The following is a 17,242-nucleotide window of genomic DNA, read 5'->3' on the forward strand; positions in this document are numbered from 1 at the left end:
TAGGGGGCACAAGCTGAAGATATACGGAGTTCTTTAAGCATTTCATTCGATTTTTTGTCTGTTTTAGCTGTATTCTCTTATATTCATAGAATTTCTTATTATTTTATTGTTAATTTTGGTTACGTTTACATTTATCATCTTCTGTACTGTTTTTTTGCTATACTATGTAGAGTTAGTACTTTTTACCATCTCACATTGCAAATAGAGAGGGACTGGTTTTATTGCTCACTTTGCTTAGATTGATTACATCCAGCTTGAAAGCAAAGCTATTAACGCTTTTTATCATTTTAACTTCTGTCCCCTTAATTACTGTAGGCTTGATCTCCTATCAAAAATCATTTGATACGATTTCTGATCATAATAAAGCGTCCACTATGCTTGTAGCAGAACAACTCGCTCGCGATATCGATGTCTTATTTCAAGATACAGGTAAGCTGCTAGAGCTAGAAAACAATCCCCATGTGCTTAAATTTTTATTTGCACCGAATGAGACGTATGAAAATGCTAAGGAAATACTAGAAACCTTTGAGCTATACCGTGAAATTTATAAATACGGGGATGTTCGAAATATTACGATGATCAATCTTTATGGTAAAGGTATTAGTGAGCGAAAGGGACTGTTTCAGCTAGATTACAATCCATTACGAAACTCACATTTAGATATATTAATGAAAGATCCTGAAATGATATCAATCATTCCTCCAATAGAAGCTTCACCATTAGATCGACTAGATGGGTTTAAATATGCTAATTCTGATACCGTTTCTATTATGGCAACAGTCAAACAAAAGGTAACCCGAGAAGTGATCGGGTTTATCGTAATCGATATGAATGATTCGGTTATTAAAAAGTTTATAAGTAATGTCACCATTGGAGATTCTGGTTTTTTCTATGTTACCGATCCAAAAGGCAACCCGATTTTCACAGCTCCTGACATAAATAATCGATCAACTTCAATTCAACCTACGGAATGGATTAACAATGTTCTTCCTGTCGAGCAAGGTAGTTTTGTTCATAATACAAAAGGTATACCGATTTTTGTTGTCTTTACAACATCGCCAACGACCGGTTGGAAAATTATCGGTACTGTCCCTCTGCAAGAAATTGTCGAGGATGCAAATGAAATTCGACAGCTTATTATTGTAAGCGTCCTGTTAAGTATTATATTTGCGATTACACTTTATTTCTTCATCACTGCTAGATTAACTCGGCCTATCCAAATATTGAAGAAAAAAATGCGGCAAGCAGCTAATGGAGATCTAGAAGCTAAAGTAAAGTCCACTGGTCGCGATGAAATAACCGATCTAGGACATAGCTTTAATCTAATGCTTGAAAAAATCAAAAATCTGCTTCATCAAAATTTACAAGAAAAAGAAATGATTCAAAAAGCCGAGCTGCGAACACTTCAAGCACAAATTAACCCTCATTTCTTATATAACACACTAGATTCGGTTATTTGGATGGCGGAAGCCGGAAAAAAAGATCAAGTCATTAAGCTCGTACAAGCCTTTTCCCAGTTTTTTCGAATAAGCTTGAATAAAGGAAGAGATTGGATCTCTATCAAGTCAGAAATTGATCATGTCCATAACTATCTCGTCATTCAACAAATGCGCTATAGTGACATACTAGATTACGTGATTGAGATTGACCCAGCAGTTTTACCACATGCCACATTAAAAATGACATTGCAGCCTTTAGTTGAAAATGCAATCTATCATGGAATTAAAAACAAGCGCGGCAAAGGATTCATTCGTATTAGCGGTCATATTGTAGATCATGATATTTTACTAATTGTCGAGGACAATGGAATTGGCATGAGCGCCGAGCGTCTAGTAGCTGTACTTGCCGAGCTAAGAGAACCCAATGTAAGTGAACAAGAGTCCACAGAGCAGATCCGTGGCTTCGGGTTATATAATGTCAATCAACGCATTAGACTTTATTTCGGGGAACGATATGGGATCGAGATTGAGAGCGGGGATGGTATCGGCACCAGACTCATCGTACGTATCCCATCATAGCCACTTATGCCGCCTTACTGTTCGATTAATCTCTTAGGAGTGAATATATGAAGAAGGTTATGTTTGTTGATGATGAGATTTTAATTCGTGAACATATACGAGATTATGTGGACTGGGACAAGGAAGGTTTTATTTATTGTGGTGATGCTTCTGATGGTGAAATGGCATTGCCACTCATTGAAAAGTGGAAGCCTGATATTTTGATAACGGATATTAGGATGCCTTTTATGGATGGTATTCAATTAAGTAAAATTGTAAAGCAAAGACTTCCTAATACGAAGATTGTTATTCTCAGTGGGCATGATGAATTCGACTATGCGAGAACTGCTATAAGAATAGGGGTAGAGGAATATTTGCTTAAGCCAATTGGTCCTAGCGAGCTTATTCTGCTATTGCAAAATGTTAGCCGTAAAATCGATAAAGAGCGTCAACATAAAAACAATATTCCTTATACAAAGGATAAGCTAATGAGCGATCTATGTGGTGGTCTCATTCCGATTGCAGATGCAGCAGAAGCTGCCAACGTACTATCGATTTCACTGTTCGCAAGATATTATGCTGTCATCGTCTGGGATGTTCGTTACTTAGAACCTCCAGTTAACCTTGATACAGCAACTATTTTCAAAACAGATGATGTTATGGAAGCGATCAAAGCCTCTTACAGCAACTGTTGGTCATTCAAAAGAAGTAAATCTGAATATGTCTGGATTCTTTATCATGATAGTGAAACTGAGCTACAAAAAATTGTTGTACAAATAAGAGATAAAATCTTCACTCAACTTAGCTCCTTACTCTCACCTACAGTACTACTAGGTATTGGAACTGTGCAGAATCGCCTGCAAGCAATTCATACTTCCTTCCTAGAGGCTGAAGAAGATCGTAACTTAAAGAGATACTCACAAAACAACAAACATGCATTGTGGAACGCCGCTGATGAAGCAACTAACAAAATGATTCTACTTGATCGCGCAAGTTTTCACATTTTCCTTAAAATCGGACGATCTGCAGAGCTTCATACGTTTCTGCAGAGCTTTACTTCGGCACTTCAACGATTAGATTGGAACGCTTCATTGTATGGCTATTATTTAATTAATGACTTAACACTAGAAGCTTTGCGGTGGTCCAAGGAAACATTTCGCTCTGCAGCTGCTGAAGTAACAGAAATGCTCATTCACACTATGCAACAAAAAATAAAGGCAATTGAAAATAGGCAGCAGTGTGAGGATTATCTTGTTATGGTAATCGAACAGATATGGAAATGGCGATCTGAATCTGCCGATCGCTACGGAGACCTCATCCATAAAGTGAAGATGTATATACAACAAAATTATAGTAATGATCTAATCTCACTACAGGATGCCGCCGAACATGTAAGTATAAGCCCAAGCCATCTCAGTAAAATTTTCAGTCAAGAATCAGGAAGTACATTTATTGAACATTTAACGTCAACTCGAATTATGAAAGCAAAGGAATTACTGCATACGACAGCTGATAAAAGCTATGAAATCTCATTCAAGGTTGGCTATAATGATCCTCACTATTTCTCTAATTTGTTCAAGAAGATGACCGGCATGACTCCTAGAGATTTCCGCCGTCAAAGTCATAGTACATCTACTGTAGAGTCAGGTGAATCGCATGATTAAATCCAATTGTTTTGCATCGAAAAAATGGGGTAGATTGACTATAATGTTAACTGCGTTTGTCATTATTTCTACCTGTGTTGTACTTATAAGCTTGAATAGATCAATACCAAGTCAAGTGAAGCCTCCTTCGGCTAACGCGATAACCGAGCAACCTAATAATCAATACACATTTGGAATCATATATCCAATGTCACATCCGTTCTATGAAATGATTACACAAAATGCCCAGAAAACAGCTAATTCACTTGGTAGTAATCTAATCGTCAAGGCACCAGATGAAACTAATTTAGAGCAACAAATACGAATGATGGAAACGATGATTAAGCAAGAGGTTGACGCGATAGCGATCGCACCTATTGACGCCGAAGCGTTGGCTCCAACAATAAAGAAAGCGATCTCCAAAGGTATCTCCATTGTGTGCTTCGAATCAGACTGTCCGGATACTGGGCGTGCTACCTATATTGGAAGCAATAACGAACAAGCTGGTATTGAGCTAGGGCGTGTCATTACCGAAAGACTGAACGGCAAAGGAATGATTCTCGTACAAATCGGCATGAGCAGCATGTCGAGCGTAGAGCAGCGTCTATCCGCAATGACTACTTATCTTGAACAGCATTCTGAAATCCAAATTTTAGATATACGCGCTCATGAAGGAAGCAGCGAGCTTGCTTTAACTGATTTGGAGGAAATGATTGATAACCATCCTCATTTCGATGCGTATATTGCGATGGACCCTGTCTCTATTTCTGAGGCTGTATTAGTGTGGAAGGCGATGGGGCTGAACAGATATGCGATTGCCTTTGGTATGACCCATGAAGTTAAGGAAGCAATGATTAACGGTCAAATTACAACGAATGTGTATGGTAATGAACAATTATGGGGGGAGCGTATCGTTCAATCACTACTTAAAGCAGTTACCAATGAACCATTAAATAGCTTTGAATTTTTGGAGATAGCAACACTAACGAAAGCTCAAATCGAGCTACTCCCTGAGTTTTAGTTACGTTTAATCGCGAATAGATTCATTTAAAGTGCACGAGGGAATGTAACTAAAAATTATAATCAACGGAATGTTTGATTAAAACATCATAGGCAAAGAAAAGTGGACAACCGTTTTGAAGCAGTTGTCCACCAATATTGGTTATTTCTTAACAGGTATATAGCCTGAAAGGACGCCAATAACGATTGAAATAAGGATAATATATTTAATTGAGACCCCAATAAAGAATAGGCTACATAACCCTAAACTAACAACTGCACCAATAAAAAACCGTTTCATAAGCAGCACCGTATTGTCATCTCTTTGTAAATGAACGAGACTTGAAGCTCCCCCGATAAAAAAAGACAATAAAAACAAAAGATTGTCCATTCTACTCACCTCTATTTACGATAATCATGCATTTGCAGAACTTGTTCATACGTAACCTGCTTTACAACTTGCCCATCCTCTATAATCATAATCCAATCTGACTCTTGGACTGTATTAATTCGATGAGTTACAACAATTGTCGTCTTACCCTGTCTGTAATGTCTAATATAGTCCATTACAGCTCTCTCTGTATTAATATCCAAAGCAGAGGTCACTTCATCCAACAATAGAACTGGTGTATTTCTCAACAATGCTCTTATAATAGCTAGTCTTTGTTTTTGTCCTCCCGATAACTTGTTGCCATCTTCCCCTAGATCGCTATTCAGTTGTTTAGGTAATTCTTTAATAGCTTCTAATAGAGATACTCCATGTAATGCATCTACTAGTTCATCATCAGTGTACCGCTCTCCGAACAGCACGTTATCACGTATCGTCCCCTTAAAGAAGTGGTTTTCTTGTGTAATAATACACACGTTGTCGTAAAAGCTTTTAATTTCAACAACTTGCAAATTCAAGCCTGCAATTTTTATTTCCCCTTCCGTAGGTTCATCCAAACGTGAAAGCAATTTCAATAAACTCGATTTACCAGATCCGCTTTTCCCAATGATTCCTACAAACTCACCCTCATTTACTTTGAAGCTTATATCCTTTAAAATCGCTTTCCCTTCTTTTATATACGATAAATGATTAACTTCAATCGAATAACTTGAACGCTCTATTTGTTGGCTTCCTTCAATTCTATTATCCAGTTGGAACAATTTATCTAATCGCTCAATTGCCCCTTTCGTAGTTTGAAGTTTTGTATAATTGGAAATAATCGAATGCACGGGTTCATTGACAAATCCAAGATAATTAATTATAGCAATGAGCATTCCTGCACTGACAGCATCATCAAGAACCATCTTTCCACCGAAATACATCAATGTACACAAAATAATCCAATAGAAAAGCTGATTAACAGACATTAGAGCATTCCAAACTTGCAATGCTAACTTGGGACGAATAATACTGCCAAAGCTAATTCGCATATTATCTATATCCCATTTTTCTTTATTGGATATTCTAATTTCCTTTGACAGCCGCAAACTATCTGTTATGCTAGATAACATTTTTTGTTCTGTTTCTTGCACGACAGCTGACTTTTTATGTATCCCCTTTTTCATAAGACGTGGCCATACTGAAAATATGGGGATCAACAACAACATAATGACACTAAAACGCCAATCTATTACTAGCATAATTAAAAAGATAATCATTAATTGAAACATTCCGAGCAGTAATGCTACAATAGCTCGATATGTTTCTTTTAGTAAATTAGCATCATTCGTATAATAGGAAGCTTTTTCACCGAGATCATGCCCATCTATATTATGAATGCTTCGAAACTTTTTATGTATATCAAGCTTTAACTTCAGCAATACATTTTCTTCAACCTTCGTGAACAAAATGTGATTAGCTTGCGAAAACACCAAGTATCCAACCGCCGATAATCCGAACAACAGCACGGCAAGCGACAACTGCTCCAAACTACCTTCAAGAAAAACACCATCGACTAAAACTTTGTATGCTGTCACGCTAATTTATTAAGACGTTAACTCTACTTTCTCTTTTGATAGATTAAGCTCTGATTCAAGAAACACTTTCAACTTATGCGATGTTTGCATTAGCTCCTTATAAGTTCCTTCTTCAATAATCCTTCCCCCTTCCATCACAATAATGCGGTCAGCCAATGAAAGAAGATTCAAACGATGCGTAATAATAATAGCTGTTTTACTTTGTAGATATTGCTTTAAATGATGGATAATTTTTCTTTCTGTTTTCATATCTAGCGAAGAGGTTGGCTCGTCCATAATAATTAGACTTTTATCATTGTTTAAGAACAAACGTGATAATGCAAGACGCTGTTTCTGCCCCCCAGAAAGACTGGAATTCCCTTCACCAATTAAGCTCTGCTCATGACTAGCAAGCTTCGCAACATGCTCACTAAGTTCAGATTGTTTCAAAGCTTCTTGAATAGCCTCATCCGAAACATCTGAATTTCCAAGGTTTACATTTTCTTTTATAGTTCCCGAAAACAAATATGGAGATTGTGACAAGTATACTGCTGGAGAAATGCCTGCTTGCAATAAGTTAGATGCAGACTCACCGTTAATTACCACTTGACCAGCAGATGGTTCATACAAGCCGCAACATAACTTGGCAAACGTAGACTTTCCTGAACCACTTGCTCCTATGACAACTACGACTTCTCCTTGTTTTATGGAAAAATTAATATTGTCAACAATAGCTCTCTCATGTTCCTCACTTAGATAGGTTACTCCTTCAAAAGTAAGTAACTCGTCTGCAATATTAGTAGAATTGCTTAAGCCAGCAGTTACTTTCAGGTCGCTCTTAGTATCCAGCTTCATAAAATCATAAATACGTTGAAATGCACCGACTCCCTCTTGAACACGAGTGTACTGATCAGATAACCCGACCACTGGCCATACAACTAGTTCAAACAGTACTGTAAATGTTACAAGCGTACCTGGAGTTAATGAATTTCTAATCGTTGCTAACCCTATGAAAAGTAGTGCTGAAATATAGACTAGACTATAGGCCACTTCTGTAGCATTATGACTAATGGAATTGGTCATAATTAATGAGGTCTGTGCCTTGTTGAGAGCTTTTCTCTGCCGTTTAATTTGATTAATATAAACTGAGCTTTCTCCAAATACTTTTACTAGTGATAAACCTTGAATAAATTCCTGAATTGTTCCATGAATTTGACTTTCCTTTTCTTGCACATCATTAGCTTGTATTCGAATACGTTTGTCAAAAAGTCGACCTATTCCAAAAAGCAAAGGCGCACTTAGTAGCGCAGTACATGCAAGCAGCAAATCAATTCTTGCCAAGTATAAAAAAGAAAGTATAATCATAACAAATACAGTAATAAGTTCAATTGTAGCTTCCACAATCGTTGAACCATGCTGCGGATCATCCTTGATTCGATTCATTAGATAGCCAGAATGATATTTCTTGAGCTTACCGAAAGAAGCTTTATTTAATATTTGAAATAGCTGCAATGTAATATCTCGATGAACAAAACTCAATAGTTTTACAATGAAATGCCGGTGTATTGCTAGCAAAATTATTCCTGTCAATAGCAAGCATATCACTAAACGAATGAGTTCAATTAACTCATCCCTGCTTCTATTATCTACAGTATCAACAAATCCCCCTTGGATTTTGGCAACTCCTAGCTCAAAGGCAATATCGACACCCATTAGCAATGGAAAAAAGGCCAAGATCAATGAATAACGCTTCATATGGGAAAAAATAAACGATAATTGTTTTCTTATTTGAAATGCTGACACTATACTGCTCCTCCCATATCCTGATTCTGTTCACAAAACAGTTCAAAATATGAACCTTGTAGATTCATTAGGTAATCATGCGTTCCTACTTCTACAATCTCTCCTTCTTTCAGAACAATAATTTTATCCACCCTACGTATTGTTTCTAGCTTGTGGGCTATAACAATAACAGTCTCATCTTTTAATGCATGAATAGTTTGCTCAAATCTTCGCTCATTTTCAACATCTAGCGCCGAAGTAGGCTCGTCAAGCAATAATATAGAAGGTTTATGAAAAAATGCTCTCGCAATACCTAAACGCTGTAATTCACCGCCAGACAACTGTGTTCCAAGCTCTCCTATTTGAGTGTTAAAGCCTTTTGGTAATCCCATAATCAACTCATATAATCCTGCTTGCTGTGCTGCCTCTATCACTTGTAATTCAGAAACAACATGACGTCCAAAGCGAATATTATCCGCGATCGAACCGCTAAATACATGATTTTCCTGAGGCACATAGCCGACCATAGAGCGCCATACTTTATAAGAAAATTGACTTAAAGGATTCCCATAAACAAATATCTCTCCTTGAGTAGCGGATGCAAACTTTAAAAACAGCTTCATTAAAGTCGTTTTTCCTGAACCGCTAGCACCAACTATAGCCACCTTTTCTCCTATATTTACTGAAAAGCTAACATTTCGCAGCGCAACCGCTTCCTTGGAATATTCATATGAGACATTAGAAAACCTCAGTAATTCACCTTGTTTGTTAATGTTATCTACTTGTATGTTTGCTTGTCGTTCTACTTCCTCATCAATGTCTAAAATGTCGAATACTCGTTGAGCTTGAGATATAGCCTGAATCATATCCGTCCATATCCGTGTAATTTCTCTAAGCGGATTAGAGAGCTGGCCGCTTGTAACTACAAATACAATTAGTGTCCCTGCTTCTATTTTTCCATTAAGAACTTGAATCCCGCCATAACTTAATATAAACACCATACCACCAAAAATTGATATCCGATTCACCATATCAAATACTCTTTCGAACTTGGATATGTTGAGTGTCCTTTTTATTAATACGTTAAACTTTTTGGTTAAAACATTTTGCATATGCGTATGCATAGAAAATATTCTGACTTCCTCTGCACCATGTATTGCATCTTGAAGCTTGGTCTCCACTAAGGAATTTTCTCCACCTCTTTTATCGTATTGCAAACGAACTAGCTTGGAGAATGGGTATGTCAATAACGGGGAAGCTAAAGTAAATCCAATTAGACCGACTGTTAACGTAATATCCAACCAGGTGAAGTAAGCCAGTGTAATTACAATTTGTACGACATTAGAAAAAAGGGTAATCATTTTATCTGTAAGACCAGTCTGAGCTTTTGTAACCGCTTGTGTAGTTCTGCTAGCCAAATCACTCGTGCGATATTGTTCCAAGCGATCCATTCTCTTTGTATGTATTTGTTCGAGAACATGTAATTGAAATCCCGCTGTCGAATCTAATTTAACTTTAGCAAGAACACGACTTTCTACAATTTTTAATATAGCTTGAACTACAATCGTTACTAATGCGAGAATACCGCCTATATAGATCATTTCAATTTGTCCTTTAGTTGCGCCAGTAACCATTCTACGAATAGCTTCCATATACCCAACACCTGCAGCACTTGCACAGAACACTATTGCAAAAAGTAATGCAATCCAATATCGATAGCTTTTAGAAAAAAACAGCATTCTAAAAAATGTTTTTCTCGTCGAATACGTCGTCGTTGACATTGTGAGCTCCTTAATTTTTTTCTAAATGAAGTAATCAATAATTTCTCCATACTCTCAATAGAAGCCAGCTTAAATATAATTTAAGCTGGCTCTTGGACAATTTTTGATAGTACTTTATGATAGAATAGCAATCATTATTTCTAAATTAGAACTCCAGTGGGTCAATGTATAATGATTAAACATTTATACGCTGCTTAAAAAATTCTATTTTTTCATCAATAAAATAATCATCTAAATCAGCTATTCCACTTAAAGTAGCATCCTCAAAACAGAATGCAAACAGCCAGAGCTGTCTTATCATTACGAATGTGGGTACTAGTTGAATATCCTTATCAGATAGTACTCTCACTTCTTGATAACCATCCAAAAATGCTTGCCACAAACGTTCTACTTCTTCTTTATCATGACCACTATGAATTTCTCTTGCTAATCTAAACTCTGCAATATCGTATGCTCGCCACCCGTAACCACAAATATCAAAGTCGTAATGTGTCAGCTTACCTTCATCTGTAAAAGCAACATTGGTATTACCATGCAAATCCCCATGACATAATCCCCAATCCAATTGTTCCTGTGAATACGAATTTACTGTATCCTCCAAATGAGCGGCCATTTTAACTATAAATTCAAAGTCTGATGGGCGATGGCTTAAATAATTTTCTAAAGTGCGAAGCGGTTGTTTGATTAAGTAATTCAAATCCAACTCTGTTCTTTTGTATGAACTTTTAAATTGATCAGTAACATTATGGATAGAAGCCACCGATCTGCCAAACTTCTGACTATCCGCTACTGCTCGCATCGGTTTTTCTTCTCCATCTGCAAAACTGAACATTACACCAACTTTATCTCCTTCAAGAGCTTTAAAAATATTCAAATAATTTTTATCATCTCGCTCAATTGGAATCGATACTGTCACTCCATTTTTCTGCAGATAAATTAATAACTCGATTTCAAACTTAACTTCCTCCTCATTTCTTCTATCTGCCCGATACACTCTGAAGATGTATTTCTTCTGTTCAGTCGAAACAATATAAGTATCATTCATTCCTTTAAGAAAGTACTGAATACTAGTTGGTTTTAAAGTCTTATAATTCTCCTTTAAATACAATAGCAATCTTTTTTCTTCCAATAGTGAGTAAGCAACCGGAAAAAATCCCATTCCAACACTTCCTTTATTTTTCATATTAATTTTTGAATGCGCTGTCATATTTAAAATATAAAAATGGAATTTTCTATTTTAAATCTCTTAAGTTTCGTAATATTAAGGTGATTTGGGCTTTTCTCAAAACTGACACTCTCGAATTTTTCAAAAAATTTCACCCCATTATATTTCTTCTAATAATTTAACATAAAACCAACAACCAATATAACCTCTCTAATTATATAATAATTATATATTTACCAATAATTTGTAAGGTTATATTTTTTTAGGACTTATGAATTTCGCGAATTAAGACTTTATTATACTAGGGAATGCTGGTTGCGGAACAAACAAAAGCAGCGAAAAGGATTCTTCATCCTCTTCGCTGCTTTTGTAGTTCATCTATACTTATCCGCGCTTATTGCTACCTGTAATAACCAACTCATCTACATAAGGCGCCACTCGATTCATCAAGCGTCGTCCTTTGTGATGTTCTTCACCATCTTTATTCGTAAAGCTAAAATGACTTTCAAGATCATCTAAGCTATAGTTTGATGTATAGAACGTTGGTTTACGATCCATCCGGTAATTGAGAATCGCTCCAAGCACATGATCTCGTGCCCATGGATTCAAATTCTCTGCACCGATATCATCAAACACGAGTAAATCAGTTTCTTTCATCAAATCTACCGTTTCCTTCAGCTTCGCAGGTTCATGCATTAATACTTTCAGATCTTCGACGAAATCTGGCATATATACAATAACTCCTGAATAGCCCGATTTGGCTAATTCTTGCAATGCATAACACATCAGATAAGTTTTCCCTACACCAAAGTCCCCAGCAAGAAAAAGTCCTTTATGAGACAATCCTTCTGCTTTCGTTCGATCAATATATTTCAATAAAGAGCCAACAACCTTTGCTCTTTCTAAATCTTTGCCTAAAATCTCGTCAGCAGAATATTGACGTTTCAACGCTTTATCATCAATATAGAAACTACGAATACGATTACGTACCAATTCCTCATGCTGCGATGCTCTTAGTTTCTTACATCCTACTTTTCTATCAATAAGATGAGCTTCACCATTGATTTCTTCCGTTTGCAGCAACGTATAGTGACCTGTGAAGTCATTAGGACAAAGATCAAGCCCAGGACAATGACTGCAATTACGATATTCGGTAACATACTGATGTACTCGATTCAAATTCACTTTAATGGCATAATCGGTGATATTCGGATACTTTTCTCTTAAAGCGATCACAAGTGGGTCTTCCATAAGCTCCGCTTGCTTCTGTTTAGCTAATTGAAGCATATCTTGACCACTTGGCCAAGCTTTTAGTAGATCTCCTAGAGATTCCATCGTATTCACCTCTTTCTTATCTCATTAAGGTTGCTGATCGAACTTACGAGCTAATTGACGAAGTTCATCCAACTCTTCTGCTGAAATTTGACCTTTCGCCACTTGCTCATTACTGATCGTTGGTATAACTGGCTTTTGTCTGTTAGTACTTCTACCTCGATTATTACCGTAGTTCGTTGGACGATTTGCTGTAGCTTGATTGCTACGTCCATTGCTACTGCTTGATTGATAGGATTCTTCTTTACGACGTACAATATCTTTTTCAAGTTGATCTTGGTCTCGAACGTATTGCACGGCTTTCTCGTAGCTATCGATTCCTTTCATTAACATATTTGACGCAATAGAGTCTAAATATGCTTTCGTCACTCGACCTGAATCGTTCATGCCAATGCCGTAATGGATCAACACATTAATAACTGGAGGTGCTAATTTATAATGAAGATCAATTCGTTCGAATACATTCAATATCCAATCTGGAACTGAACCAGGGAAATATCTCTTCAAAAACTGAATATGCGGCTCATTGCGCATCAGTGCATTGTACTGATTAATATCGCAGTAGTTAGCAAGTAGCTTCGGAACTGGTAGGAAGAATTGCTCGTCCACATCGAATTCAGGTTCATCATCTTGTTCACTGGCTTGGTGTTCTTGGTCTTGATCTTCTTGATACATCGCTGTTTGAGCAAGCTTCCGATCACGTTCTTCCTCATGCTTCTTATCTTGACGGAAAAATTGAACGGCAAGACGCTGTAGCTGATCAAAATCTAATTCGCCACTTATATCAAACACACCGTCTTCATCTAGCAGACGAGATATTTGAGTGATAGCAAGCTCATACTTATAAGCTACATAATTAATTTGCGCTAATTGCTCTGGGTGAGTCCGTAATTGCTCAACATAATAACGGTTATTAGAATTTCGTGGGAAACGAATCGAAATTTCAGAATAAGAATATCCTGCTGATGCGTTTTGAATAACGGGCGCATTTGCTCTAGCAGGTGCGACCTCTAATAATGCTTGATCCAGTTCATCATCTACAATATGAGCATTAAGCTTAAATATTTCATAGAACGGAACTGAAATGTTTTCCTTTGTTTCTTGACCAATGCTTACTTCTTCTGGAAGTGGAGCATACATTTGCTCACGAATATCAATAACAGCATATTTGCCAAGTTTATCACGTAATAACATCGTTAGATGAATATTTTCAAAAAATTCATTCGGAGGTAATGGGCATGCGAGCTCATATTCGTATATATAATCTTCCTGCTCCTCTTTCATAAATCTGGAGCTTTGCAAAAGACCAATAGCTTCAAGTTTTGAAAGCTGCTCTAGTAAATATGTTCGACTTTTATCGTTGAGTGCAAGACCTAAGCCTAAAAGCAATCTACGATGAGGTTCTACTGGAGAGTAGCCTGTCTTTCCTTCGGGCACGATCATACATAATTGTTCATATATTGAAATAGCAAATGCACCGACTAATGGTTTATAAATTAATGATAGCATCCGATAATCTACTGTACTTAGTGAGAAATCACGATAACAATAATATTGGTGATGCTCTGTAAATTCAAACAAATGTTGGATCCGCACTGAATCGACTCCATCCTTGACAATCTTCTCTTTATTCTATCATAAAACTGCAGCTTTCGTATGTTCAAAAAACTGGGTTAACTATGTTTAGTATCGTTCGAATTGGATTCGCATGTGAAGTAAACGTCTTTGAACGCAAAAAAATAAGGGCTTTCTCACAGATCGATCTAATCGACCTTGAGAAACTGCCCATTTTAATAGCAATATGTTGGTAATAAGAATTAGTAAATCTCCTTAAAACATTTTAAACCCGGCTTTGCGAAGTGCTTTCATCGATGTTCCACTTAATAATGCACCTGCAATAGCTCCAATAACAGGAATAAAGTCAATAATTGTATAGTTACTTATGACATCAATAAGCTTTTCGTTATTGCCACCCCAAGGTGCCCATACAGCTAATACAATGATGATTGCAATAATAAAATATGTCGGAAACCATGTCGTTTTCACAAGCATATTAATTACAAAACCAATACCAAATGCCATGACTAGAAAAAGCATAGTTGCTATTATAATTTGAAGCACAGTAAATGTCCTCCTTCTTTAATATATATATTATGTATTATCATTGTTATTAGTTTAAAGAATGGTGGCTGGAAAGTCAATTGCGACAATTTTTTTGTCACAACTATGACATTTGCTCCTTGCCCATTAATTAAGCTACAATAATATTATTACTTAACTACAATCGAAAAGAGGTATTGTATACGATGAGTGAAGCAGCACAAACATTAGAAGGCTGGTATGCATTGCATGATTTCCGTACGATTGATTGGACTGCTTGGAGATTAGCAGATGAAGGCGAGAGAAGTAAAGCCGTTGCTGAATTGAATGAGTTTCTAGCGCAATGGACATCAGTAAGTGAAGCTCGCACTGGAAGCACTGTTGTATATTCTGTCGTAGGACAGAAGGCTGATCTTGTTTTCATGCATTTGCGTGAAACACTTGAAGACTTGAATGCGATTGAAACAGCATTTAACAAAACAAGCTTTGCTTCATTTACATATAGTGTTTACTCTTATGTTAGTGTCGTAGAACTAAGCAATTACATGGGACATTCTACAGGCGATCCTATGGAAAACCCTGAACTTGCCGCTCGTTTGAAACCTGCTCTACCTAATGCAAAGCATATTTGTTTCTATCCAATGAATAAGCTCCGCAATGGTGCAGACAACTGGTATATGCTTAGTATGGACGAACGTAAAACACTTATGCGCAGTCACGGCATGATTGGTCGTACTTACGCTGGTAAAGTTAAACAAATCATTACAGGTTCTGTTGGCTTTGACAATTGGGAGTGGGGAGTAACACTATTTGCCGACGATCCACTTCAATTCAAGAAGCTTGTATACGAAATGCGTTTTGATGAAGTAAGTGCTCGTTATGGCGAATTCGGTGATTTCTATATTGGGAATCAGTTAGACGCCGACAAGTGGCAAACACTACTCTCCATATAAGGTAGTTCAAAATGCACTACAAGCATCAACATATTATATAAAAAGATGGATAGAGATTCAGAATACTTCTGAAATCTCTATCCATCTTTTCGTTCATTTACAATGACATTATGACTTGGTAAAAAGTATTGCTGAATTCAACTATCGTTCTCGTTAGTTTAATGATAGAATACCCCATGAATACGTTGTTAGATGATGTCGATGTCTTCTTACTTACCTTCTTTAATCCATTTCCTTACCGTTCTGACTATCAAAATCATTCCAGTTATCCTTTATTTGTTTAATATTTCTCTTATCCTTTATTTGTTTAATACTCCTCGAAATGAATGTTTCAAATTCCGCAAAAACTAAATATCCAATTCCAGCAATTAAGGCTATCCAACTCATGATTAATGGTTCATCGCCTACGGACTCTAACATTGCATTAAATAATTGACTGTTCCATGAAGAAACACCTGATCCAAATATAGCCGCCGATAAATACCGTACCCCATAAAGAAAGGCAGATATACATAACAAAATGACGCCAACAGTTCTTCTTTGCATAGTTCCCTCCTGCGTTTGTTTGACTTGCACAAATTGCATATAACGTTCAGGTATTCACGAACTTGCGCAGCAAGTTGTCACTGAATCTACTACTTCTGCCAAAAGCATCAAAGTGACCAAGGCGGTGCCGCTGCGTGAATACTGTGTTAGGTGAAATTATAGACTTCAAAGCTATTCCTTATGTTCTATATTACTTTGTATTAGTATTGCTTTATCAGTTTTAAGATTTACTTCATAAACTAAATTTTTCAATGGAAAATCTCCTGTTGATTTTAATATGTATAGATCCTCCACATTATTCGGATGCAAATTGATCCAATGATTTATTTTTGATATACCAATAACATGAATTTCTCTTACAGGCATTTCTAGAGAAATTCTCTTCATTTCTGAGGTTTCAACATTTTTTATATATAGTCGAGCATTACTATTTCTCTGAAATAAATTTATTAGTTCTATTTGATATTCATATTTACCATCATCAGTCAATTGTATAGTATCCTCAGTAATATCCTCAGTTAACCAGCCGCTTGTATTTACATATCTAAACATATTAGGTGTTAATACAATCATAATTAAACTTAGTATCACAATAATTGAAACTTTTATCTTATTTATAGCAATATGTCTCTTCGCTAACCAATAAATGGATACTATTATCAATAAAATTGAAGGTATAACATGCGTTACCAAAATTACAGTCGAAATTAAATCTATACCTCGTTGAAAGTTGGCTGTTGAACCCAAAATAAACCATAAAACACCGGACAGGTTAAACAGAAGAACTAAAATCCAAATTATTATTAAAACTCTCTTCAGAAAAATAGTATCACCTTCCAGTTGAAAGTAAATCTAGTATCGAAATTTTATTCTTGGTTTAAATACTAGAAAAGGTTTTCAATAATTTTACCTAACGTTCAGGTATTCACGAACTTGCGCAGCAAGTTGTCACTGAATCTGCTACTTCTGCCAAAAAGCATCAAAGTGACCAAGGCGTAGC

The 17,242-nt window shown here is 36.4% G+C and carries 14 protein-coding genes; 4 read left to right on the plus strand and 10 right to left on the minus strand.

From position 1 onward, the window contains the following. Positions 1-221 precede the first annotated feature (221 nt). From AC1TO5_RS18940 to AC1TO5_RS18950, 3 genes are read left to right on the plus strand one after another with little or no spacing between them, the layout of a single operon-like run. Complete coding sequence (locus tag AC1TO5_RS18940; RefSeq protein WP_482064406.1) at positions 222-2,018, plus strand: sensor histidine kinase; 1,797 nt, start codon at positions 222-224, stop codon at positions 2,016-2,018. A 47-nt stretch (positions 2,019-2,065) separates the two neighbouring features. Beyond that, positions 2,066-3,661, plus strand: coding sequence for a response regulator (locus tag AC1TO5_RS18945; protein WP_482064407.1), 1,596 nt, complete (start codon positions 2,066-2,068; stop codon positions 3,659-3,661). After that, positions 3,654-4,661 (plus strand): sugar ABC transporter substrate-binding protein, encoded by a 1,008-nt coding sequence (locus tag AC1TO5_RS18950; protein ID WP_482064408.1) that lies wholly within the window; start codon positions 3,654-3,656, stop codon positions 4,659-4,661. The genes AC1TO5_RS18945 and AC1TO5_RS18950 overlap by 8 nt, the downstream gene beginning before the upstream one ends. 141 nt (positions 4,662-4,802) lie before the next feature. On the opposite strand, the gene AC1TO5_RS18955 is transcribed toward AC1TO5_RS18950, so the two are convergent. From AC1TO5_RS18955 to AC1TO5_RS18990, 8 genes are all read right to left on the minus strand, one after another. Then, positions 4,803-5,030: a hypothetical protein gene (locus AC1TO5_RS18955; protein WP_482064409.1), complete on the minus strand. Its 228-nt coding sequence runs from the start codon at positions 5,028-5,030 to the stop codon at positions 4,803-4,805. Positions 5,031-5,041: 11 nt separating this feature from the next. Continuing rightward, a complete protein-coding gene (locus AC1TO5_RS18960; protein WP_482064410.1) occupies positions 5,042-6,604 on the minus strand; it encodes an ABC transporter ATP-binding protein in 1,563 nt (520 codons plus the stop codon). A 9-nt stretch (positions 6,605-6,613) separates the two neighbouring features. Then, entirely contained in the window at positions 6,614-8,386 is a 1,773-nt protein-coding gene (locus AC1TO5_RS18965) for an ABC transporter ATP-binding protein (protein WP_482064411.1), read from the minus strand. Further along, complete coding sequence (locus tag AC1TO5_RS18970) at positions 8,386-10,146, minus strand: ABC transporter ATP-binding protein (RefSeq protein ID WP_482064412.1); 1,761 nt, start codon at positions 10,144-10,146, stop codon at positions 8,386-8,388. Before AC1TO5_RS18970 ends, AC1TO5_RS18965 begins: the two co-directional genes overlap by 1 nt. 175 nt (positions 10,147-10,321) lie before the next feature. Then, a complete protein-coding gene (locus AC1TO5_RS18975) occupies positions 10,322-11,305 on the minus strand; it encodes a phosphotransferase (protein WP_482064413.1) in 984 nt (327 codons plus the stop codon). Between the two features lie 390 nt (positions 11,306-11,695). Beyond that, a complete protein-coding gene (gene zapE, locus AC1TO5_RS18980) occupies positions 11,696-12,646 on the minus strand; it encodes an AFG1/ZapE family ATPase (protein ID WP_482064414.1) in 951 nt (316 codons plus the stop codon). A 24-nt stretch (positions 12,647-12,670) separates the two neighbouring features. Further along, on the minus strand, positions 12,671-14,239 hold the full coding sequence (locus tag AC1TO5_RS18985) for a DnaD domain protein (protein ID WP_482064415.1): 1,569 nt from the start codon (positions 14,237-14,239) through the stop codon (positions 12,671-12,673). Positions 14,240-14,473: 234 nt separating this feature from the next. Beyond that, positions 14,474-14,764 (minus strand): YuiB family protein, encoded by a 291-nt coding sequence (locus AC1TO5_RS18990; RefSeq protein WP_482064416.1) that lies wholly within the window; start codon positions 14,762-14,764, stop codon positions 14,474-14,476. Between the two features lie 185 nt (positions 14,765-14,949). On the opposite strand from AC1TO5_RS18990, the gene hemQ reads away from it, so the two are divergent. Next, the gene (gene hemQ, locus AC1TO5_RS18995) at positions 14,950-15,696 is read left to right on the plus strand and encodes a hydrogen peroxide-dependent heme synthase (RefSeq protein WP_482064417.1); all 747 of its coding nucleotides are present in this window, start codon (positions 14,950-14,952) and stop codon (positions 15,694-15,696) included. A gap of 222 nt (positions 15,697-15,918) precedes the next feature. Here the strand turns inward: hemQ and AC1TO5_RS19000 are convergent, their stop codons facing one another. Then, entirely contained in the window at positions 15,919-16,242 is a 324-nt protein-coding gene (locus AC1TO5_RS19000) for a hypothetical protein (RefSeq protein WP_482064418.1), read from the minus strand. 171 nt (positions 16,243-16,413) lie between these two features. Next, positions 16,414-16,989: a hypothetical protein gene (locus tag AC1TO5_RS19005; protein WP_482064419.1), complete on the minus strand. Its 576-nt coding sequence runs from the start codon at positions 16,987-16,989 to the stop codon at positions 16,414-16,416. Positions 16,990-17,242 lie beyond the last annotated feature (253 nt).

It is taken from the genome of Paenibacillus sp. Y930 (assembly GCF_056786375.1).